19 protein-coding genes are annotated in these 20,802 nt (G+C 68.3%); 12 read left to right on the top strand and 7 right to left on the bottom strand.

Annotated features, from left to right (window positions below; all coding sequences use genetic code 11):
• Window positions 1–22: 22 nt before the first annotated feature.
• The 3 genes from KEC55_RS09050 (at window position 23) to KEC55_RS09040 (ending at window position 1,500) form a co-directional block, all read left to right on the top strand.
• Window positions 23–550, top strand: coding sequence for a M949_RS01915 family surface polysaccharide biosynthesis protein (locus KEC55_RS09050; RefSeq protein ID WP_282505091.1), 528 nt, complete (start codon window positions 23–25; stop codon window positions 548–550).
• Between the two features lie 156 nt (window positions 551–706).
• Window positions 707–1,267 (top strand): DUF2975 domain-containing protein, encoded by a 561-nt coding sequence (locus tag KEC55_RS09045; protein ID WP_282505090.1) that lies wholly within the window; start codon window positions 707–709, stop codon window positions 1,265–1,267.
• Window positions 1,268–1,275: 8 nt separating this feature from the next.
• Window positions 1,276–1,500 (top strand): helix-turn-helix domain-containing protein, encoded by a 225-nt coding sequence (locus KEC55_RS09040; RefSeq protein ID WP_006488139.1) that lies wholly within the window; start codon window positions 1,276–1,278, stop codon window positions 1,498–1,500.
• Between the two features lie 65 nt (window positions 1,501–1,565).
• Here the strand turns inward: KEC55_RS09040 and KEC55_RS09035 are convergent, their stop codons facing one another.
• From KEC55_RS09035 to KEC55_RS09020, 4 genes are all read right to left on the bottom strand, one after another.
• On the bottom strand, window positions 1,566–2,594 hold the full coding sequence (locus KEC55_RS09035) for a MerR family transcriptional regulator (protein ID WP_282505089.1): 1,029 nt from the start codon (window positions 2,592–2,594) through the stop codon (window positions 1,566–1,568).
• Between the two features lie 120 nt (window positions 2,595–2,714).
• Window positions 2,715–4,289 (bottom strand): efflux transporter outer membrane subunit, encoded by a 1,575-nt coding sequence (locus tag KEC55_RS09030; RefSeq protein ID WP_282505088.1) that lies wholly within the window; start codon window positions 4,287–4,289, stop codon window positions 2,715–2,717.
• A 2-nt stretch (window positions 4,290–4,291) separates the two neighbouring features.
• Window positions 4,292–7,441: an efflux RND transporter permease subunit gene (locus tag KEC55_RS09025; RefSeq protein WP_282505087.1), complete on the bottom strand. Its 3,150-nt coding sequence runs from the start codon at window positions 7,439–7,441 to the stop codon at window positions 4,292–4,294.
• Window positions 7,438–8,547 carry an efflux RND transporter periplasmic adaptor subunit gene (locus tag KEC55_RS09020; RefSeq protein ID WP_282505086.1) on the bottom strand — a complete coding sequence of 370 codons (1,110 nt, stop codon included), beginning with the start codon at window positions 8,545–8,547 and terminating at the stop codon, window positions 7,438–7,440. The genes KEC55_RS09025 and KEC55_RS09020 overlap by 4 nt, the downstream gene beginning before the upstream one ends.
• Before the next feature lie 177 nt (window positions 8,548–8,724).
• On the opposite strand from KEC55_RS09020, the gene KEC55_RS09015 reads away from it, so the two are divergent.
• Window positions 8,725–9,345, top strand: a complete 621-nt coding sequence (locus tag KEC55_RS09015; protein WP_282505085.1) for a TetR/AcrR family transcriptional regulator — start codon at window positions 8,725–8,727, stop codon at window positions 9,343–9,345.
• Window positions 9,346–9,372: 27 nt separating this feature from the next.
• On the opposite strand, the gene KEC55_RS09010 is transcribed toward KEC55_RS09015, so the two are convergent.
• Both KEC55_RS09010 and KEC55_RS09005 read right to left on the bottom strand, forming a co-directional pair.
• Window positions 9,373–11,106, bottom strand: a complete 1,734-nt coding sequence (locus KEC55_RS09010; RefSeq protein WP_282507510.1) for a ClcB-like voltage-gated chloride channel protein — start codon at window positions 11,104–11,106, stop codon at window positions 9,373–9,375.
• A 103-nt stretch (window positions 11,107–11,209) separates the two neighbouring features.
• Entirely contained in the window at window positions 11,210–12,277 is a 1,068-nt protein-coding gene (locus KEC55_RS09005) for a YeiH family protein (protein ID WP_282505084.1), read from the bottom strand.
• Between the two features lie 112 nt (window positions 12,278–12,389).
• Between KEC55_RS09005 and KEC55_RS09000 the strand changes: the two genes are divergently transcribed.
• From KEC55_RS09000 to KEC55_RS08965, 8 genes are all read left to right on the top strand, one after another.
• Window positions 12,390–13,283 carry a LysR family transcriptional regulator gene (locus KEC55_RS09000; RefSeq protein ID WP_176047925.1) on the top strand — a complete coding sequence of 298 codons (894 nt, stop codon included), beginning with the start codon at window positions 12,390–12,392 and terminating at the stop codon, window positions 13,281–13,283.
• Window positions 13,284–13,443: 160 nt separating this feature from the next.
• Window positions 13,444–14,208, top strand: coding sequence for a sugar phosphate isomerase/epimerase family protein (locus tag KEC55_RS08995; RefSeq protein ID WP_282505081.1), 765 nt, complete (start codon window positions 13,444–13,446; stop codon window positions 14,206–14,208).
• Window positions 14,209–14,236: 28 nt separating this feature from the next.
• Window positions 14,237–15,229: a sugar kinase gene (locus KEC55_RS08990; protein ID WP_282505079.1), complete on the top strand. Its 993-nt coding sequence runs from the start codon at window positions 14,237–14,239 to the stop codon at window positions 15,227–15,229.
• 168 nt (window positions 15,230–15,397) lie between these two features.
• A complete protein-coding gene (locus KEC55_RS08985) occupies window positions 15,398–16,678 on the top strand; it encodes an MFS transporter (RefSeq protein ID WP_176047928.1) in 1,281 nt (426 codons plus the stop codon).
• A gap of 3 nt (window positions 16,679–16,681) precedes the next feature.
• Entirely contained in the window at window positions 16,682–17,647 is a 966-nt protein-coding gene (locus KEC55_RS08980) for a 2-hydroxyacid dehydrogenase (RefSeq protein WP_282505076.1), read from the top strand.
• Between the two features lie 332 nt (window positions 17,648–17,979).
• Window positions 17,980–19,023, top strand: coding sequence for a LacI family DNA-binding transcriptional regulator (locus KEC55_RS08975; RefSeq protein ID WP_282505075.1), 1,044 nt, complete (start codon window positions 17,980–17,982; stop codon window positions 19,021–19,023).
• Between the two features lie 54 nt (window positions 19,024–19,077).
• A complete protein-coding gene (locus KEC55_RS08970; RefSeq protein ID WP_282505074.1) occupies window positions 19,078–19,866 on the top strand; it encodes a YhfC family intramembrane metalloprotease in 789 nt (262 codons plus the stop codon).
• A 12-nt stretch (window positions 19,867–19,878) separates the two neighbouring features.
• Window positions 19,879–20,241, top strand: coding sequence for a DUF3022 domain-containing protein (locus KEC55_RS08965; RefSeq protein ID WP_282505073.1), 363 nt, complete (start codon window positions 19,879–19,881; stop codon window positions 20,239–20,241).
• A gap of 33 nt (window positions 20,242–20,274) precedes the next feature.
• Here KEC55_RS08965 and KEC55_RS08960 read toward each other — a convergent pair whose 3' ends face one another.
• Window positions 20,275–20,706, bottom strand: coding sequence for a PGDYG domain-containing protein (locus KEC55_RS08960; protein WP_282505072.1), 432 nt, complete (start codon window positions 20,704–20,706; stop codon window positions 20,275–20,277).
• Window positions 20,707–20,802 lie beyond the last annotated feature (96 nt).

Genomic DNA, 20,802 nt, shown 5'->3' with positions numbered 1-20,802 from the left:
TTCCGTTCCTGCCTCTTCGCCGATGAAACGACGCTACCTTTCGCCTTGCCTGTTTCTCGCAGCCGCGGTGCTGTGCAACCCGGCGCAGGCCGCTGAATACGCGTGGACCGATGCGGCCGGCGCGCACGCGGTGACGCTGGCCAGAGCCGAGTCGGGCGACGACGTCGAGTTGAAGGTGACGGCGACGCACGACGGCCGGCCCGACTGGACCGTGCGCGACTACGTGAAGGCATGCCCGGTCGACGTGATCCTCGATGTCGTGCCGAAGTCGATCGAAATGCGCGACCTGCTCGGCAACGGGCGCAAGCAGTTCCTGTTCGCGTACAAGATCGGCTGCCGCGGCGATGTCAGTGCCGATCAGGTGAAATACTTCCTGATCGACGCAGGCACGAAGTACGTGCTGCGCGGCGAGGAAACCGTCACGGTCAAGGGCAAGTTCATGGACGGCGGCGCGGCGCCCGTGCCGAACGCGGACCTGAAGGCGCAACCCGCGTTTCTGCGCTACATGACGAAGCACTGGCGCGGGATCAGCGAGCGCGATTACGACTAGGCCGGTATCGGGGCGTGGCGCGCGCAACGCGCCGATTGAAACGGGGGTGAGGATGTCGAACAATAAAAAATATCAATAAGACGACAATTAATTATCGTTTTACGATAATTTTCGACGTACAATCGGCGCTCGTTCATTCGTCGTCGAGGAGACGTCATGCATTCCGATCGCATCGCTCGTATCAGCCAGCAGATGGCCACCGTCACGCTGGGGTTCATCGTCGGCATGATGGTGCTCAACGCTGCGTGCTGGCTGTTTCCGTCGTTGAACGCAGCCTCGGGGCCCGGCTTCGTATTCGGCATCTCCAATTCGGTGTTGACTGACCTGCGCGTCGATGTCGCTGCATTCCCGTGGTGGCAGAAGGCGGTCGGCATCCTGCTGTCGAGCGTGCCGCTCGTCGCGCTGGCAAACGGCCTTCGTCATCTGCGCGCGCTGTTCCGCACGTACGCACGCCGCGACTATTTCTCGGTGCAGGCTGCCGGCCATCTCGGCAAGACGGGGCGCGCGATCGGCCTGTGGGTGCTGCTGAGCGTCGCATGCGAGCCGTTGCTGACCGTATGGGCGACGATGCGCGAGCCGGTCGGCCAGCGCATGATCAGCATCGGTTTCGGCCTGCCGTACGTCGTCGCGCTGTTCACCGCGGCCTGCATCGCAGTCATTGCGCACATTCTCCGGCAGGCGAGCGCGCTCGACGCCGAACATCAGCAATTCGTCTGAGGCGCGCGATGACGATCGTAGTCAAGCTCGATGTGATGCTCGCGACCCGCAAGGTCCGCTCGAAGGATCTCGCGGCGGCCGTTGGCATCACCGAACAGAACCTGTCGCTGTTGAAGCAGGGGAAGGTGAAGGGCATTCGCTTCGCGACGCTCGAGGCGATCTGCCGCTATCTCGACTGCCAGCCCGGCGATCTGCTCGCGTTCAGCGACGATGGCGGCGGCGAGCCGGACTGACCGGCTCGTCGATGCGGTGCAGGCGGCGCGCGCGAAATCCGCGTGCCGCTCGTTTCGTCACAGGTTCAGCGCGCAGGCGCCAGCTGCGCCATCGCCTCGCGCACGAAACCGATCAGCGTCTCGTCGGTCCACGAATCCTTCGTCAGCGCGGGCTCGTTCACCAGCGCCGCGCGGAATTTCGCATGCGTGGCCGGATCGTGGCCCGCGTAGCTGCAGAACAGCTCGAGCCAGCGCCGCGCAAGCGCGCGGCCTTGCGGCGAATCGGCTTTCACACCCGATTCGAGCGCGTCGCGTACGTCGCCCATCAGCTGCGGCCATTCCATCGCGCGTTCGCCGTAGTGCGCGCGCATGAAACGGATCTCGTCCGGGGCAAGATACTTCTCGAAGATCCGCATCTTCGTTTCCGACGACGCACGCAGCACATAGTCGCGAAGCTCGGTCGAAATGCCGATCTTCGACTGCATCGCCGGTTCGTGCTCATGCATCAGGTTCAGCTTCGCCAGCAGCCGCGGATCGTTGTTCGTGTCGCGCACGAGCAGCGCCATCCAGCGCGCGGCGAGCGTGCGGGTGCGCTCGTCTTCGGCGGGCACGCCCGCGTCGTGCAGCGCACGGACCTCGCCGACGAGCGCGATCCATTCCGCGTCGCCCGCCTGGCTCTTCCGGTACATCGGCATGCGCGCGAGTTCTTCTTCGGAGAAATATTTGTCGTACACGGTCATCAACTCCAGTGTGGTGAGCCAATCGGCCAGCTCCGGCTCCGTTCCCGCCGCGAGCTGCGCATGCAGGGTCACGAGCCGCTCGCGCAGCTGCGCGGTTTGCGCAAGCTGACGGTCGAGCAGCGCGATCTGCTTCGCGACGAGCTCGACGAGCGGGGTGCCAGGCTGGTTCAGGTGATCGCCGATTTCGGTGAGCGACAGGCCGAAGCGACGCAACGCCTGGATCTGGTGGAGCCGGGCGATGTCGTGGCGGTCGTACAGCCGGTAGCCGTTGTCGGCGCGCGCCGAAGGCGTCAGCAAGCCGATCGCGTGATAGTGATGAAGCGTGCGGACGGTCAGCCCGCTGCGTTTCGCCAGTTCTCCCACTTTCAGTTGCATTCGTTCCTCCGTTCGGTACGCACACTGGAGTCTCGAACGTTACGCTACGTGAGGGTCAAGCGGAAGTTCGGCAATCGGGCGCGCGCAGGGGTGCCGCATGCGCCCGATCGACGGGCCGGCTTATTGCGGCGAAGGCGCGGCGTCGGGCGTGGCGGCGCGCGCTTCGTGGCCGGTTGCGTTGTCGCCGGCCGTGTTACCGGTTTGGCCGGTTTTATCGGTTTTGCCGTCCTTGCCGGTCGGCGGCGTGCCCATTGCCTGGTAAAGCCGTGCGGTATCTGCGAACCGCGCGCCGGTCGCGCGGATCTCGTCGAGCCGCGCATTGCGGTACTGCAGCTCGCTCGCGCGCGCAGCCGACGGCGGCAACGCACCGAGCCGCACGCGGGCGGCCGCGTCGTCGTATGCGCCGCGCGCGGAAAGCGCGGCACGCGACGACGCATCGAGTGCTTCCGCATCGTGTTCGAGCGCCGCGAGCGAATCGGCGACGTTCTGGAACGCGCCGAGCACGGCCTGCTTGTATTGATCGACCGCGGCCTCGTAGGTCGCCTTCGCCGCGCGACGCTGCGCGAGCAGCGCGCCGCCGTGGAAGATCGGCTGGCTCAGCGATGCGCCGACGTTCCAGATCGCGCCGGCACCCGACAGCATCGTCGGCCAGCTGAAGCCGCCTTGCCCCATGGCCGCCGACAGCGACAGCTGCGGGAACATCTGCGCGGTCGCGAGGCCCACTTCGGCTGCCGCCGCCTTCAGCCCCGCATCGGCCGCCTGGATGTCCGGACGGCTTTTCAGCAGGTCCGACGGCACGACGACGGGCACCTGTTCGGGCAGGTGCAGATCGGCGAGCGTGAGGTCGGCCGGCGGCTGGTCGGGCGTGCGGCCGACCAGCACCGCGAGCGCGTGGCGCGCCGAGTCGCGCTGCTGGCGCAGCGCGGGCAGGCTCGCCGCGAACGTGTCGGCGTTTTGCCGCGCGTTCAGCGCGTCGCTGCGCGATGCCGAACCGAGCGCGTAGCGGCGTTCGGCATCGTGCGCCTGGTCGTTCGCGAGCGCGACGAGCCGCTCGGTCGTATTGATCTGTGCATTGAGCACCGACACCGTGATCGACGCGGTGACGATATTGGCGGCCAGCGCGCGCCGCGCGGATTCGAGCTGGAACGCGCTGACGTCGACGCGTTTCGAGAGCGCGCGGTTCGCGAAGCGCGACACGCCGAACAGGTCGACCGTGTAGCTCGCCTGCAGTTGCCCGACGAAGGTGTCGTACAGCAGCGTCGGCGCGCCAAGCGCGGGAATCGGCACGCCGAGTGCGCGCTGGCGCGTGGCCTGGCCGCCCGCGTCGATCGACGGCAGCATCGAGCTGCCGATCTGTCCGCGCAACTGTTCGCGTGCGGCATCCAGCGAATGCGACGCCGCGCTGAGCGTCGGGCTGTTGCGCAGCCCTTCGTCGACGAGCGCGTTCAGCGCATCGGAGCGGTACTGTTTCCACCAGTCGGGCACCGGCTGCGCGCCGACCTCGAATTGCTGCGCGACGCCTTGCGCGGCCACGGTCTGCTGTACTTGCGGCACGGTGCCGTAGTGCGCGGGCGACGGCATCGCGGGCGGCTCGCCGCTCGGCGCGAACCACGAACAGCCCGCGAGCGGGCCGGCGAGGCTCGCCACCGCGAGCGCCCGCACGGCTTTCGTTTTCAGGGTCATCGATCGATCCATGGTCAGGCTCCCGACGGCGCGGCCGGCGTGCTGCCGCCTGGCGGCGGGCCATCCTGCGGGTCGCGTTCGTCGCGCTTCACGCGGAACCACGTCGCATACAGCGCGGGCAGGTAGAACAGCGTCAGTACGGTCGCACTCGTGATGCCGCCCATCAGCGCGGTCGCCATCGGCCCGAAGAAGTTCGAGCGCAGCAGCGGGATCAGCGCGAGCACGGCGGCCGCGGCCGTCAGCGTGATCGGGCGGAAGCGCCGCACGGTCGCGCCGATGATCGCGTCGATGCGGCCGTGGCCGGCGGCGATGTCCTGCTCGATCTGGTCGACCAGGATCACCGAGTTGCGCATGATGATCCCGAACATCGCGATCACGCCGAGCATCGCGACGAAGCCGAACGGCTGGCCGAACAGCAGCAGCGTCGCGACCACGCCGATCAGCCCGAGCGGTGCGGTCAGCACGACCATCAGCACGCGCGAGAAGCTCTGCAGCTGGATCATCAGCAGCGTGAACACGGCGATCGCCATCAGCGGCATTTGCGCGTTGATCGACTTCTGCGCCTTCGCGCTTTCCTCGACCGAGCCGCCGATGTTGATCTGATAGCCGACCGGCAGCTGCGCGCGCAGCGTGTTCAGCTTCGCGTCGACCGCATGCGTGACGTCGATGCCCTGTGCGCCGGCGCGCACGTCCGACTGCACGGTGATGGTCGGCTGGCGGTCGCGCTCCCACACGACGCCGTATTCGAGCGTCGGCTTGAAGCGCCCGAGCGAGCCGAGCGGCACGGGGCCGTTCGGCGTCGGCAGCGCGAGGCCGGCGAGCTTCGCGGGGTCGACGCGATCGGCCTTCGGCGCGCGCAGGTCGACCGCGATCAGCTTGTCGCGCTCGCGATACTGGGTGACGGTCGTGCCCGACAGCGTCATCGCGAGGAAGCTCGACACGTCCTGCGACGTGACGTTCAGCTCGCGCGCCTTCTTCTGGTCGATCTCGAAGCGCACCGAGCGCTCGGCCGGCTCGTCCCAGTCGAACTGCACGTTGACCGTGCGCGCGTCGCCGCGCATCGTCGCCGCGACCTTCTCGGCGATCGAGCGGACCGTCGCGATGCTGTCGCCGCTCACGCGGAACTGCACGGGATAACCGACCGGCGGCCCGTTTTCGAGCCGCGACAGGCGCCAGCGCACGGCCGGGAACTGGTCGCGCAGCGTGGTTTCGAGCCAGGTCGCGAGCTTCTCGCGATCCTCGACCGATTTCGCGGTGATCACGAATTGCGCGAAGTTCGGCAACTGCAGCTGCTGGTCGAGTGGCAGGTAAAAACGCGGCGCGCCGCTGCCGACGAAGTTCACCGAGTGGTCGATCTCGGGGCGCTTGTCGATCACTTTCTCGAGGCGCTCGGTCTCGCGCAGCGTCGCCGCGAACGACGCGCCTTCGGGCAGCCGCAGGTCGACCAGCAGCTCGGGCCGGTCGGAACTCGGGAAGAACTGCTGCGGCACCAGCGAGAAGCCCATCAGCGACACGACGAAGAGGGCGCCCGTGATCAGCAGCACGACGAAGCGCCGCTCGATGCACCAGTCGATCCAGCCGCGCAGCCGCCGGTAGAAACGGGTGTCGTAGATGTCGTGCTCGTGGTCGTCGGGCAGGTGCGCCTCGTGCGCGTGCCGCTTGCGCTCGGGCAGCATGTGATAGCCCAGCAGCGGGATCAGCACGACGGCCGCGAACCACGACGCGATCAGCGCGATCGCCGACACCTCGAAGATCGAGCGCGTGTATTCGCCGGTGCTCGATTTCGCGAGCGCGATCGGCAGGAAGCCCGATACGGTGACGAGCGTGCCGGTCAGCATCGGGAACGCGGTGCTGGTGTATGCGAACGCGGCGGCGCGCGCACGGGTATAACCCTGCTCGAGCTTCACGGCCATCATCTCGACCGCAATGATCGCGTCGTCGACGAGCAGCCCGAGCGCGAGCACGAGCGTGCCGAGCGACACCTTGTGCAGCCCGATGTCGAACATGTACATGAACAGGGCCGTGACCGCGAGCACGACCGGAATCGAGATCACGACGACCATCCCGGTGCGCAGGCCGAGCGACACGAGGCTCACGACCAGCACGATCGCGACGGCTTCGGCGACGGCTTCGAGGAAGTCGTCGACCGAATGCGCGACCGCGTGCGGCATGCTCGACACCTCGACCAGCTTGAGGCCGGCCGGCAGTTGCGCCTGCAGGTCCTTCGATTCGGCGTCGAGCGCCTTGCCGAGCCGGATCACGTCGCCGCCTGGCTGCATCGTGACGCCGATGCCGAGCACGGCATGGCCGCTTGCGCGCATCTGCGTGACGGCCGGGTCGTCGTAGCCGCGCTTGACGGTCGCGAGATCGCCGAGCCGGAACGTGCGGCCGTTGATGCGGATCACCGTATCGGCGATCGCGTCGACGTTGTCGAACTGGCCGCTCGGCCGCACGAACACGCGATCGTCGGCGGTCGTCAGCACGCCGGCCGACGAGATGTCGTTCTGCGCGTTGATCGCCTGCCCGAGCTGCTGCGGCGAAATGCCGAGGCGCGTGAGCTGCGCGTTGTTCACCTCGATGAAGATCCGCTGGTCGGGGTCGCCGAAGTAGTCGACCTTGCCGACGCCCGGCACGCGCAGCAGCACGGTGCGCAATTGATCGGCGTAGTCGTGCAGTTGCGCGGGCGTGAAGCCGTCGCCTTCGAGCGTCCAGATGTTGGTGTAGACGTCGCCGAATTCGTCGTTGAAGAACGGGCCCTGCACGCCGGGCGGCAACGTATAGCCGATGTCGCCGACTTTCTTGCGGATCTGGTACCAGGTCTCGGGCACGTCCTTCACCGGCGCCGAATCCTTCATCGTGAAGAAGATCAGCGATTCGCCGGGGCGCGAATAGCTGCGCAGGAAGTCGATGGCCGGCGTTTCCTGCAGCTTGCGGCCGATCCGGTCGGTCACCTGTTCCTGCACCTGCCGCGCGCTCGCGCCGGGCCAGAACGTGCGGATCACCATCACGCGGAACGTGAACGGCGGGTCTTCGGACTGCGCGAGGCGCGTGTAGGCAAGGATGCCCGCAAGCGTCGCGAGCGCGATCAGGTAGACGACGAGCGCCTGGTGGCGCAACGCCCACGCCGACAGGTTGAAACGGCCTTCTTCGTGCGGCGTACTCACGATGCGAAGTCCTCCGGATGCAGCGGCGCGATCGGGCGCACCTTCTCGCCCGCGCTGACCGTATGCACGCCCTGGAGCACGACGCGCTCGCCCGGCTGCAGCCCGTGCGACACGGTCACGGTGCGCTCGTTGAAGCGCGCTACCTCGACGCGACGCAATTCGAGCGTGTCGTCCTTCGTGCGCACGACCCACACGGCCGGTTGCGCGCCGTCGTGGAACAGCGCGGTCGCGGGCAGCGTGACCGGCTGTGCGTCGCCGGAGGCCGGCGCGCCGTCGAGCGCGACGTTCGCGGTCATCCCGAGCCGGATGGCCGGGTCGGGCGTCGCGAGCGTCAGCTTCACGCGATAGGTGCGGCTTTGCGGATCGGCGGCCGGCGCGATTTCGCGCACCTTCGCCGCGAACTGGCGGCCCGGAAGCGACGGCAGCGTGACGGTCGCCGCATGGCCGGGCGCGAGCGACGCGAGCGCGGCCTCGGGCACGTCGCTGACGACGTCGACATCGCCCGACCACGCGAGCTGGTAGACGGGCTGGCCGGCCGACACGTTCTGGCCGGTATCGGCCTGTTCGGCGGTGATGTAGCCCGCATGATCGGCGACGAGCGTCGCGTAGCGGAGCTGGTTCTTCGCGAGCGCGAGCTGCTGTTGCGCCTGGTCGCGCTGCGCGAGCGCCGACGTATAGCTGTTCTGGGTCTGTTCGAGTTGCGCGGTCGCGATCAGGTTTTCTTGCGCCTGCGCGCGATCGCGGTCGAGCTGCTGCTTCGCGAACGCGAGGCTGTGCGTTGCGGCATCGAGCTGCGCCTGTGCGCTCGCGGCGTTTTTCTCGACGTCGGACGGATCGAGCAGCGCGACGACCTGGCCGACCTTGACTGTGTCGCCGAGGCGCACCTTGCGCTCGACGATCTTGCCGGCGATGCGGAACGACAGCGGGGTGGCGTAGCGCGGCTGGATGTCGCCAGGCAGCGTGCGCGCGGCCGCGGCGGTGTCGGCCTGCGCGGGCAGCGCGACGACGGGGCGCGGGGCGGGCGGCGCGGATTCTTTCGGGTGGCAGGCGGCAAGGACGAGCGCGGCGCCGATCAGCAGCGCGGCGCGGGAACCGGAGCGATTCACGAAACCCCCAGGTGAGGTGGAGCGGAACGAAGCCGGCAAGCGCGGCGGGCGCTTGCCCCAAGCGGCGCCGGCAGGGCGCGCGCACAACAGATTCAGAAACTGTGGCGAATTCTAATGCACACCTGTATCTGAATGCAAAGATGAATCCGAAAGGGAAAGGGTGCTAGACTGCGCGCCATGAAACCACAGCGCTTAACTCGCGAGCAGAGCAGGGACCAGACGCGCGAACGTCTGCTGAAAGCCGCGCATCGCATTTTTCTGAAGAAAGGCTATGTGGCCGCGAGCGTCGAGGACATCGCGGCGGCGGCCGGCTATACGCGCGGCGCGTTCTATTCGAACTTCCGCAGCAAGTCCGACCTGCTGCTGGAATTGCTGGAGCGCGATCACGCGGAGGTGCGGGCCGACTTCGAGGCGATTTTCGAAGGTGGCGGATCGCGCGAGCAGATGGAATCGATGTCGCTCGCGTATTACCGCACGCTGTTTCGCGACGACGAATATTCGCTGCTGTGGGGCGAGGCGAAGCTGCAGGCGGCGCGCGACGCGAAGTTCCGCGTGCGCTTCAACCAGTTCCTGCATGGCAAGCGCGTGCAGATGGCCGAGTTCATCCAGCGCTTCGCCGAACGGGCCGGCACGCCGCTGCTGCTGCCGGCCGACACGCTCGCGTTCGGGCTGATGTGCCTGTGCGACGGCGTGCAGTCGTACTACACGGCCGATCCGCAGCACGTATCGGCCGACGTGGCCGAATCGGTGCTGGCGGGATTCTTCGCGCGGGTCGTGCTGGGGCGCGCGCCGGACTGACCGGCGCGGGCGATGCGGCGGCGCGCGTCAGCGCTCGCCGGTCATCCTGCGGTACGCGTCGAGCAGGGAGGTCTTGTAGACGACCCCCGCGAGCGTCGGCTCCGCTTCGCTTTCGATCACCGGCAGGCGTTCGCCCTGGAACGCCATGAAGCGTTCGAGCGCGGTGGCGAGCGGCATGTCGGGCGTGAGGAGCGGAAACGGTGTGTGCGCGTAGTGCGCGGCCGTCTTGTCGGTCGTGTCGCGCTTGTCGAGCAGGTCGGACGTGATGTCCTTCAGCGCGACCGCGCCGCGAAACCGCCCGGCATCGTCCGTCACGTACAGGTACTTCACCGGATATTCGAGAAACACGCGCGTCATGTCGGCGACGCTCGCCGTGAGCGGCACGACCGTCTGCGCGGGCTGGATCAGCTCGCGCATTTGCGTGGTGCGCAGCCGCAGCCGCTCCTGCGCGTCCTGCTGGTGGTGCTGCGTGATCTCGTACATCGACGTCGTGCCCGTCGCGCGCGCGACGAAATACGCGAACACGCACGACACCAGCAGCGGCAGCACGACCTGATAGCTCAGCGTCATCTCGAAGATCATCAGGATCGCCATCAGCGGCGCCTGCGTGGCGCCCGCCATGAACGCGCCCATCCCGACGATCGCGTAAGCGAAATAGGCCGACGTATGGCCGGGCCACACCGCTTCCATTGCAAGACCGAACAGCGAGCCGAACACCGCGCCGACGAACAGTGTCGGCGTGAACACGCCGCCGATCGCGCCCGAGCCGACCGTGGCGGAGGTTGCGATCACCTTGAACACGAGCACCGCGACGAGCGCCTGCCAGGTCCACGGCGAATGCAGGATCTGGTTCACGACGCTGTAGCCGTTGCCCCATACGTCCGGCGTCCACACCGAGATCACGCCGACGACGAGGCCGCCGAGCGCGAGCCGCACGGGCAGCGGCACCGGCAGCCGCTTGAACTGGTTCTTCGACGCGTCGAGCAGGTGCAGGAACTGCGGCGCGAGCACGCCGCACAGCGCGCCGAGCACGACGAACAGCAGGACCTCGGGGCCCGTGACGGCCGGAAACACCGGCATCTCGTACGGCGGCTTGTAGCCGGCGAATTCGCGCATCACGATGTTCGCGACGACCGACGCGACGACCATCGGCCCGAAGCTCTCCATCGCGATCGTGCCGAGCACGATTTCCGACACGAAGAACGCGCCGGCAATCGGCGCGTTGTATGCGGACGTGATGCCGGCGGCCGCCCCGCAGGCAACCAGCAGGCGCAGGCGCGGCGGGTCGAAGTGCACGAAGCGGCCGACGAGCGACGCGGCGAGCGCCGCGAGCTGCACCATCGGGCCCTCGCGGCCGATCGAGCCGCCGCTGCCGATCGTCAGCAGCGACGACACGCTGCGCCACAGGCTCTGCCGCACGGGGACGACGCCGTTGCCGAGCGCGACCGATTCCATGTAGTCGGTCTTGCCGGCTTGCTTGTCGCCGCGCGTCGCGAGCAGCAGCACGCAGCCGGCGAGGAAGCCGCCCGCGGCCGGCATCCAGAACCGCACGTACCACGGCAGGCGCTTCGCCATCTGCACGAAGCTGCCGCTTTGCCCGGAGATCAGGTGCTGCATCAGGTCGATGCCTTCGCGGAACGCCATCGTGGCAAAGGCGCCGCCGACGCCGACGATGGCCGACCAGATCAGCATCGTATGGGCGTCAGACAGGCGGAACAGCTTTTGGGCGCGAGTGCGCAGCTTCAGCAGGAACGAGAGCACGGCTGAAAGAGGGCGATGGAAAACGACGCGAAGCATAGCATTGCGCCGCGCCCGCGGGACCATCCCGTCGGGCGCGGCGCGCGAAGTGTCACGGGCGGGCAACTCAGCCAAGCCAATGCTGGACGCCCCAGGTGATCCCGTAGCCGCCGACGATCAGCCACACGTACAGGATCAGGCCGGTCATCAGCGCCCGTGGGCCGGCGGCGCGGATCTGCGCCACGCGGGTTTCGATGCCGAGCGCGGTCATTGCCATCGTCAGCGCGAAGGTGTCGAGCACGTTCAGCGTATGCGTGACGTCCGTCGGCAGCACGTTCAGCGAATTGACGATCACGAAGCCGAGGAAACCGAGCGCGAACCAGGGTACCGCCACCTTGCGCTTGCCTTGCGCGCCGCCGGCCGTCGCGCGAGCCGAGCGGGCGAGCCACCAGCCGAGCACCAGCAGCACGGGGACCAGCAGCATCACGCGCGTCATCTTGACGATCGTTGCGACGTGCGCGACCTGCGGGCTGATGTCGCTCGCCGCGCCGACCACCTGCGCGACTTCATGGATCGTGCCGCCGAAGAACAGCCCGAGGCCGGCCGGATCGAGGTTCAGCAGCCCGGCGTGATATGCGATCGGGTACAGGAACATCGACAGCGTGCCGAACAGCACGACGCTGCCCACGGCCATTGCGCTCTGGTGTGGCTTCGACTGCAGCGTCGATTCGAACGCGAGCACGGCCGCCGCGCCGCAGATCGCGCTGCCGGCGGCGGTCAGCAGGGCGGAATCGCGGTCGAGCTTCATGATCTTCATGCCGGCCCAGGTGCCGATCACGAGCGTGCTGACGACGACCAGCACCGACACGGTGAGGCCCGGCAGGCCGACCTGCGCGATTTCCTGCAGGCTCACGCGCAACCCGAAGAACGCGACCGCGATGCGCAGCAGCTTGCGCGCGGAGAAGTTGACGCCGGCCGCCCAGCTGGCCGGCATGCCGTCGCGCAGCGCGTTGCCGTACAGCGCGCCGGCGACGATGCCGACGATCAGCGGCGACAGGCCGAGCCCCGCGATCGCGGGAAGTTGGGACAGGCTCGTGACGGCGGCGGCGAACAGCGCGACGAACAGCACGCCGTTCAACTGGCCGCGCACCGACGGCGCGGCATGGCTGAGATGGGGAGTCGAAGCAGTGGACATGGAAGCACCGTGATGGAACGTGTTGCGATGCTGTAATCCTAATTTCGTTATATCAATATGAAAAATTGTGATTTGTGACGTAAACTATCCGGAAATCCGATAATTTATCCCCATGACCCCGGATCAACTGATAACGTTCGCCGCCGTTGCCGAACACCTGAACATCAGCCACGCCGCCGTGGCGCTGCATCTGTCGCAGCCGGCCGTGTCGGGCCAGTTGCGGCTGCTGCAGGACGAATTCGGCGAGCCGCTGTACCAGCGCGACGGCCGCGGCATCCGCCTGACGCCGGTCGGCGAGCAGCTCGCGCAGTACGCGAAGGCGCAGCGCGACACGTTCGCGCAGGCGCGTGCGTTTCGCGACGCGGTGCGCGGCCTCGAGGCTGGCACGCTGCGCATCGGCGCGAGCACGACGCCCGCGAGCTACCTGCTGCCTTACCTGATCGCGGCGTTCCAGCCGCTCGCGCCGCGCGTGACGATCCAGACGATGAGCGGTAATACGGCCGACGTGGTGGCCGCGCTGGCGTCGCTCGACATCGCGCTGATCGAGGGGCCGCCCGGCGAGGCGCTGCCGCCCGGCACGGCCGTCCATGCGTGGCACGAGGACGAGATCGTCGCGATTGTGCCGGCCGGCCATCCGCTGGCCGCGCCCGGCTACGACGCGGGTGTGACGCTCGATGCGCTCGCCGCGCACCCGCTCGTGTTGCGCGAGGAGGGCTCCGCCGTGCGGCAGCTCGTCGAGCGCGCGTTCGCGCAGGGCGGCGCGCCGATGCGCGTCGCGTTCGAGATCGCCGGTGTCGAGGCCGTGAAGGAGGCCGTGCGCGCCGGGATGGGCGTCGGGTTCGTGTCCGCGATGTCGCTGCGTCATCAGGATGCGGCGCTGGTGCTGCGCTCGCTCGCGCCGGCACCGCTCACACGACATTTCTCCATTCTGGTGCCGCACGGCGGCGCGCCGTCGCGCGTGGCCGCCCAATTCCTCGACATGAGTCTCGCGCAGGACCTCGCCTGAGCGGCCGAAGCCGCCCCGGGAACACGTGTTGCGCGCCGTCGGGTGAATACCTGCGTGGTGCACTATCTTAGGGATTTCCTCTATGGCGTGGGCCTGACGCGAGGCGCACCATCCGTCTCAAGCAAATGGAACCGGTTCCATTCCGGTTAAAAAGGGCAAAATGGCAGACATCGTGATCGTGGCGAGCGCATTCGGGATGGACCGCGTGCGTCAGGAGGGCCACAGCGCATTCGTCGCAACCGTGGCGGCATCCGGTGCGACCGGTTTCGAGGTGCGGCGCGAACTGTTCGCGTCGGACGACGACGCGGCTCCCGGCGCGCTGGCCGCGCTCGGCGCGCAGATCGCCGCCCACGGGCTGTGGTCGGTCTACTCGACGCCGGCCACGCTGTACACGGAAACGGGCGCGCTCGACGCGGATGCATTGCGCGACGCGCTCGCGGAAGCCGACGCGCTCGGCGCGCGCTTCGTCAAATTTCAGCTCGGCGGCTTTGCCGGCGATGCACACGCGGCCGACATCGTCGCGCTGTCGCGCGTCGCGAAGGCCCGCGTGGTGGTCGAGAATGGCCAGCTTCCGGTCGGCGGCGCGCTCGCGCAGTTTCGCGGGCTGTTCGACGCGCTGGCCGCGGCCGGCCTGCGCGACGCGCTCGGGATGACGTTCGACATCGGCAACTGGCAGTGGCCGGGCGAAGCGCCGCTCGATTGCGCGCAGGTGCTCGCACCGCATGTGGAATACATTCATTGCAAGGCCGTCGAAGGTGAGGGCGCGCGCCGTTTCGCGGCCGCGCCGGCGCCGGACGACGCGCTCGTGACCGGCGTGCTCGCGGCGCTGCCGCCGTACGCGCCGCGCGGCATCGAGTTTCCGTTCGACGCGACCGATCTGGCGGGCGATGCATGCCGCCGTGTCGCGTGGCTCGCGACCGCGTGACGGCAGCAGGATCCCGAGGAGTTCATTCATGAAAGCAGCACTCGATGTCGTGACCTACGGCGAGGCGATGGCGATGTTCGTCGCGACCGATCCCGGCCATCTCGCGCACGCGGGGCAATTCACGAAGCGGATCGCGGGCGCCGACCTGAACGTCGCGATCGGCCTGTCGCGGCTCGGCTTCCGGGTCGGCTGGATGAGCCGCGTGGGCAGCGATTCGTTCGGCGGCTACGTGCTCGACACGCTGGCGCGCGAAGGCATCGATGCGTCGTGCGTGACCGTCGATCCGCGTTACCCGACCGGTTTCCAGCTGAAGTCGCGCAACGACGACGGCAGCGATCCGACCGTCGAATATTTCCGCAAGGGCTCGGCCGCAAGCCACCTGTCGTGCGACGACTACGTGGCCGACTACGTGCTCGGCGCGCGCCACCTGCACCTGACGGGTGTCGCGCCGGCGATTTCCGCGACGTCGTGCGAGCTGGCGTTCCGGCTCGCGCGCGAGATGCGCGCGGCGGGCAAGACGATCTCGTTCGACCCGAACCTGCGCCCGACGCTGTGGCCGTCCGCCGACGTGATGGCGAAGACGCTGAACGCGCTCGCGACGCTCGCCGACTGGGTGCTGCCGGGCCTCGCCGAAGGGCGGCAGCTCACCGGGTACGACACGCCGGCCGACATCGCGGGCTTCTATCTCGCACAGGGCGCGCGCGGCGTCGTGATCAAGCTCGGCGCGCAAGGCGCGTATTTCCGTACGGCCGACGGCCGCGAGGGCACGGTCGTGGGCGAGCGTGTCGAGCGGGTGGTCGACACGGTCGGCGCCGGCGACGGTTTCGCGGTCGGCGTGGTCAGCGCATTGCTGGAAGGCCGGAGCGTCGAGCAGGCCGTCGCGCGCGGCAACCGGATCGGCGCGCTCGCGATCCAGGTGATCGGCGATTCGGAAGGGCTGCCGACGCGTGAAGCCCTCGACCGGCTCGAAAATGTCAGCAATCGCGCCGATCGCTTAGAGGAAACCGTCACCGCGCAATGAGAGGCCGGACACGGCACAATCCGCGGATCCATTTCGTGCGCGACGCACACGTAGTTTTGTTCGAGGCCGGCCCCAGCGCTGAAGCGCCAGGTCCGGCCGACTCCCTAAAGGATGGGGCCGTGCCGGGCGCTGAAGCGCCAGGCCCGGCCGACATACGGAGACACTCTCATGGCAGCCAATCTTGCAGCCCGACGCTGGTGGACGATCATGCCGATCGTCTTCATCACGTACAGCCTCGCTTACCTCGATCGCGCGAACTACGGGTTCGCGGCGGCGGCCGGCATCAACCAGGACCTCGGGATCAGCAAGGGCCTGTCGTCGCTGATCGGCGCGCTGTTCTTCCTCGGTTACTTCTTCTTCCAGATCCCCGGTGCGATCTATGCGGAACGCCGCAGCGTGAAGAAGCTCGTGTTCGTCAGCCTGATCCTGTGGGGCGGCTGCGCGGCGCTCACGGGCGTGGTCAGCAACATCCCGTCGCTGATGGCGATCCGCTTCGTGCTCGGCGTGGTCGAGGCGGCCGTGATGCCGGCGATGCTGATCTACATCAGCAACTGGTTCACGAAGAACGAGCGCTCGCGTGCGAACACGTTCCTGATCCTCGGCAACCCGGTCACGGTGCTGTGGATGTCGATCGTGTCGGGTTATCTCGTGCATGAATTCGGCTGGCGCCACATGTTCATCGCCGAAGGCGTGCCGGCCGTCATCTGGGCCGTGTGCTGGTGGTTCCTCGTGCAGGACAAGCCGGCCGATTCGCCGTGGCTCACCGCGCAGGAAAAACGCGACCTCGACGCCGCGCTCGTGGCCGAGCAGGCAGCGATCAAGCCCGTGCGCAACTATGGCGAGGCATTCCGCTCGCCGGCCGTGATCAAGCTGTGCGCGCAGTATTTCTGCTGGAGCATCGGCGTGTACGGCTTCGTGCTGTGGCTGCCGTCGATCGTCAAGAACGGTTCCGACCTCGGGATGGTCGCGACCGGCTGGCTGTCCGCGCTGCCGTATCTCGCGGCGACGATCGCGATGATCGCGGCATCGTGGGCGTCCGACAAGGTCGGCTCGCGCCGCGGCTTCGTGTGGCCGTTTCTGCTGATCGGCGCGGCCGCGTTCGCCGCGTCGTACGCGCTCGGCTCGTCGCATTTCTGGATCTCGTATGCGCTGCTGGTCGTCGCGGGCGCCGCGATGTATGCGCCGTACGGCCCGTTCTTCGCGATCGTGCCGGAACTGCTGCCGAAGAACGTCGCCGGCGGCGCAATGGCGCTGATCAACAGCATGGGCGCGCTCGGCTCGTTCGTCGGCTCGTACTTCGTCGGTTACCTGAACGGTGCGACCGGGTCGCCTGTCGCGTCGTATGCATTCATGAGCGCCGCGCTCGTCGCCGCGGTGATCCTCACGCTGTCCGTCAAACCCCAGGCGCGCGATGCGCATCCGCTCGCCGCGCCGCTGCAAGGAAAATGAAACATGAAGCCCCGTATCGTCGCGTACAAGCCGCTGCCCGATGACGTTCTCGCGTACCTGCGCGAGCATGCGGACGTCGTGCAGGCCGACGGCGCCGACGCACTGGCCGCGGCACTCGGCGACGCGGACGGCGCGATCGGCGCGAGCCTGAAGGTCACGCCGCAGATGCTCGACCGCGCGCCGCGGCTGAAGGCGTGGTCGACGATCTCGGTCGGCTACGACAACTTCGACGTCGCCGATCTGACGCGCCGCGGCATCGTGCTCGCGCATACGCCGGACGTGCTGACCGAGTCGACCGCCGATACGGTGTTTTCGCTGATTCTGGCTTCCGCGCGGCGCGTGGTCGAACTGGCCGAGTGGGTGAAGGCCGGGAACTGGCATCGCAGCATCGGCCCCGACCTGTACGGTACCGACGTGCAGGGCAAGACGCTCGGCATCGTCGGCCTCGGGCGGATCGGCGGCGCGGTCGCGCGCCGCGCGGCGCTCGGCTTCCGGATGCAGGTGCTGTACGCGAACCGCTCCGCGAACGCGGAAGCCGAGACCCAATACGGCGCGCGGCGCGTGACGTTCGACGAACTGCTCGCGCAGTCGGATTTCGTGTGCCTGCAGGTGCCGCTGTCGCCGGACACGCGTCACCTGATCGGCGGGCCCGAATTCGCGAAGATGAAGCGCGGCGCGATCCTGATCAATGCGTCGCGCGGGCCCGTGGTCGACGAAGCCGCGCTGGCCGACGCGCTGCGCGCGGGCACGATCCGCGGCGCGGGGCTCGACGTGTTCGAGCAGGAGCCGCTGCCGGCGGATTCGCCGCTGCTGCAGATGAAGAATGTCGTCGCGCTGCCGCATATCGGCTCGGCGACGCACGAGACGCGCCACGCGATGGCGCGCTGCGCCGCGGAAAACCTGGTCGGCGCGCTGGCCGGCACGCTGCGCACGAATCTCGTCAATCCGGACGCGCTCGCACACGCCTGAGCCGCCTCGGGCAACCGGTCGGTGCGGCGCCGGCGCGGTTAGAGTCGATGATCGTGGTGCGGGAGGGCTGGCTGCGTTATGATCGCCCGCTCTCGTCGCATCGACGGCCCGGCTACACTGCCGGTGGCGTCGCGCGGCGGGGATCCGCGCCAGGTCCGGGCGGCCGACTGCCGTTGCACGCGACTGACTTGCGCGGATCGACCGCCAGACACGGGGCCAGCGCAGGCGCAGAAGCGCTCAGACAGAGGAGTCCGCCGGGTGGCTTACGTTTCCAACAACAAAGGTCCGTCTGCTCACGAAGCGGCGCGGATCGTACGTCGCGAGGCACGACAGTGACCGATTCGCAACCTTCCACGACGCGTCCGGCGACGATCAGCGACGTCGCGCGCGAGGCCGGCACGGGCAAGACCAGCGTTTCGCGCTATCTGAACGGCGAGACGCATGTGCTGTCCGTCGATCTGCGACAGCGGATCGAGTCCGCGATCGCGCGGCTCAACTACCGGCCGAACCAGATGGCGCGCGGGCTCAAGCGCGGCCGCAACCGGCTGCTCGGCATGCTCGCGGCCGACCTGACCAATCCTTACACCGTCGAAGTGCTGCAGGGCGTCGAGGCTGCGTGCCATGCGCTCGGCTACATGCCGCTCATCTGTCACGCGGCGAACGAGGTCGAGATGGAGCGGCGCTTCCTGCAGCTGCTCACGACCTACCGTGTCGAAGGGCTGATCGTCAACGCGCTCGGCGCCGACGAAGACGTGCTGCGCCCGCTGCGCGGCGCGGGCATCCCGGCCGTGCTCGTCGACCGGACGGTCGAGGGCTTCGAGGCCGACCTGATCGGTCTCGACAACGCCGATGCGATCGAGATGGCGCTCGCGCACCTGGTCGAACACGGCTTCGACGCGATCCATTTCGTCGTGCAGCCGTTCGAGCGCGTCAGCTCGCGGCGCGTGCGCGAGGCCGCGTTTCGTGCGGCGCTGGACGCGCGCGGGCTGCCGGTGCCGCCGACGGTCGTGCTCGACCTGAACTCGCCCGATGCCGCCGCGGCGGCGCTTGCCGACATCGACACCCGCATCGACGACGCGGCACGGCGTGGCGTGCGCGCGGCGCTGTTCGCCGCGAATGCGCCGGTCGCGCTCGCGATCGCGCGCCACCTGCGCGCGCGTTTCGGCGCCGCGTGGCAGCAGAAGGCGGCGCTGCTGTCGATCGACGATCCCGAATGGGCCGAGCTGATCGGCATCACGACGATCCGTCAGCCGACCTACGAAATCGGCTACAAGGCCGTCGAGTTCGTGCACGAGCGGATCGACGGCGCGGCGGGCGACGTGCGGGTCGCGATGCTGCCCGGCGAGCTGTGTGCGCGCGCGTCGACCGCAAGCTGAGTATCATTCGGGGCACGCAGCGCGTCAGGTGCGCTGCCCCGAACAAGGAAATACATGACTGTCGCTCCCGTCACGCTGGCGCTGCTGATTGCCGCCACGCTGATCATCGCGCTGCTGCCGCTCGTCCTCTACCGCCTCCTGCGCAAGCCGCTTGCGCTCAACCGCCGCGACACGATCGTCGGTGTCGCCGTCTTCACGTTGTTTGCGATGATCGTCGAGCGGGCGTTCCACGGGCTCGTGCTGAGCCACACGCCGGAGGACGGCTGGCTGACGCAGCCGCTCGCGTTCGTCGCGTACGGCGCGCTCGCGACCGCCGCATTCGAGGAAGTCGGCCGCTATCTCGGGATGCGCTTCCTGAACCGCCGTTATGGCGAATCGGCCGGCGACGGTCGCGGGATCGGCTACGGGATCGGTCACGCCGGTGCCGAAGCCTGGTTCGTCGGCGTGCTCGTATGGGGCCAGTGGTCGTATCTCGCGTGGCTCGCGAGCCGCGGCCAGCTCGAGACGCAACTGTCCGATCTGCCGGTCGACACCGTGGTGCGTCTGCACATGATGCTCGCGACGTTGTCGGCACAGTCGATCCTGCTGTTGCTGCTCGAACGCTGCGCGGCGTTCGCGGTGCAGCTCGCGCTGTCGGTGCTGGTCTGGCGCGGCGTGCGCGCCGGCCGCGCGGCCGTGTTGCCGCTGGCGATCGTGCTGCATGCGCTGGCGGCCGCGCCGACGCTGTTGTACCAGGTGCGTGTGCTGCCGGCCGCGTGGGTCGAGGCCGTGTATTTCGTGATGGCCGCGGTGCTGGTTGTCGTGCTGGTGAAGACGTGCCGGCCGTCGCGTGCGGCGGCCTGACGGGAGAGCGCAATGGACGACTATCTGATCGAATGCCAGAGCGCGGAATTCGACGCGCTCGCACGCGTGATCTGCGATCTCTTCCCGGAGCAGACGCGCTTTGCCGAAAGCAGCGATGCACGCGGGCGTTTCCTGTTCGTGCACTGGCTCGCGATGCGTTTCGGCGCGACGCCGAAGCGGATGACGCTCGCGATCCGCATCGTGCCGGCGGCGCTGGCGCGCTACCTGGCGCTCAAGCCGATGCAGCGTGCGCGCAGCCACGCGGTGCTGCATGCGTATACGGAAGCGATGCTCGGGTCGCTCGAGGAGCGGCACGCGGCCGGTGAGGCCGTCGAGCGCGACGCGGAACTCGAACTCGACGAAGACTTTGCGTGAGCGACGGCGCCGGACTCGTGCCGGCGCGGCGGATCATGCGTCGCGGTAGACCTGCGCGAAGCGCTGCGCCTGGACGACGCCATAGTCGCCGGGCGCGTATTGCATGACCCAGTCGCCGGCGACGCCGCGCAGCGTGTCGCCGTTTTCCGAGCGGGCGATCGCAAACGGCTCGTCCATCCGGCGGGCGAGCACGACGGCCGGCCGGTTCCGGTAGGCGCCCGGCGCGCCGTGCGCGAGCGCCGGATCGGCGGGCAGGTATTTGGCGTCGAAGCGTGCGCGCGACACGACCCAGCGATCGCCGGTCGAGCCGGTGATCAGCGCGTCGCCCGCCACATAGCGGTTCGGGCCTTCGAGGCTCATCAGTTCGCCGTCGGCATCCGCGAAAGCCACGGCGACGGTTTCGTCCTTGACGACGCGACGGGCCTGCGGATCGGTACGCAGGTCGAGGTGCTTGAGTTCGAGCATGGCGGGGAGGTGCGGGAAAGCTGGAAAAGCCGGGAGCTTATCCCGAATTCGGCGCGCCGTGTGGCGCGCCGATCGCCGGCAGAGGCGCGGCGCCGT

This window comes from Burkholderia cepacia (genome assembly GCF_029962485.1).
Classification (GTDB): Bacteria; Pseudomonadota; Gammaproteobacteria; order Burkholderiales; family Burkholderiaceae; genus Burkholderia.
This window is presented reverse-complemented; position numbering and strand designations above follow the sequence as displayed.

Bases quoted from the DNA above. Each gene is read 5' to 3' on its own strand.
- KEC55_RS09050 (WP_282505091.1), top strand. From the start codon at position 23: ATGAAACGACGCTACCTTTCGCCTTGCCTGTTTCTCGCAGCCGCGGTG.
- KEC55_RS09045 (WP_282505090.1), top strand. From the start codon at position 707: ATGCATTCCGATCGCATCGCTCGTATCAGCCAGCAGATGGCCACCGTC.
- KEC55_RS09040 (WP_006488139.1), top strand. From the start codon at position 1,276: ATGACGATCGTAGTCAAGCTCGATGTGATGCTCGCGACCCGCAAGGTC.
- KEC55_RS09035 (WP_282505089.1), bottom strand. From the start codon at position 2,594: ATGCAACTGAAAGTGGGAGAACTGGCGAAACGCAGCGGGCTGACCGTC.
- KEC55_RS09030 (WP_282505088.1), bottom strand. From the start codon at position 4,289: ATGGATCGATCGATGACCCTGAAAACGAAAGCCGTGCGGGCGCTCGCG.
- KEC55_RS09015 (WP_282505085.1), top strand. From the start codon at position 8,725: ATGAAACCACAGCGCTTAACTCGCGAGCAGAGCAGGGACCAGACGCGC.
- KEC55_RS09005 (WP_282505084.1), bottom strand. From the start codon at position 12,277: ATGTCCACTGCTTCGACTCCCCATCTCAGCCATGCCGCGCCGTCGGTG.
- KEC55_RS09000 (WP_176047925.1), top strand. From the start codon at position 12,390: ATGACCCCGGATCAACTGATAACGTTCGCCGCCGTTGCCGAACACCTG.
- KEC55_RS08995 (WP_282505081.1), top strand. From the start codon at position 13,444: ATGGCAGACATCGTGATCGTGGCGAGCGCATTCGGGATGGACCGCGTG.
- KEC55_RS08990 (WP_282505079.1), top strand. From the start codon at position 14,237: ATGAAAGCAGCACTCGATGTCGTGACCTACGGCGAGGCGATGGCGATG.
- KEC55_RS08985 (WP_176047928.1), top strand. From the start codon at position 15,398: ATGGCAGCCAATCTTGCAGCCCGACGCTGGTGGACGATCATGCCGATC.
- KEC55_RS08980 (WP_282505076.1), top strand. From the start codon at position 16,682: ATGAAGCCCCGTATCGTCGCGTACAAGCCGCTGCCCGATGACGTTCTC.
- KEC55_RS08970 (WP_282505074.1), top strand. From the start codon at position 19,078: ATGACTGTCGCTCCCGTCACGCTGGCGCTGCTGATTGCCGCCACGCTG.
- KEC55_RS08965 (WP_282505073.1), top strand. From the start codon at position 19,879: ATGGACGACTATCTGATCGAATGCCAGAGCGCGGAATTCGACGCGCTC.
- KEC55_RS08960 (WP_282505072.1), bottom strand. From the start codon at position 20,706: ATGCTCGAACTCAAGCACCTCGACCTGCGTACCGATCCGCAGGCCCGT.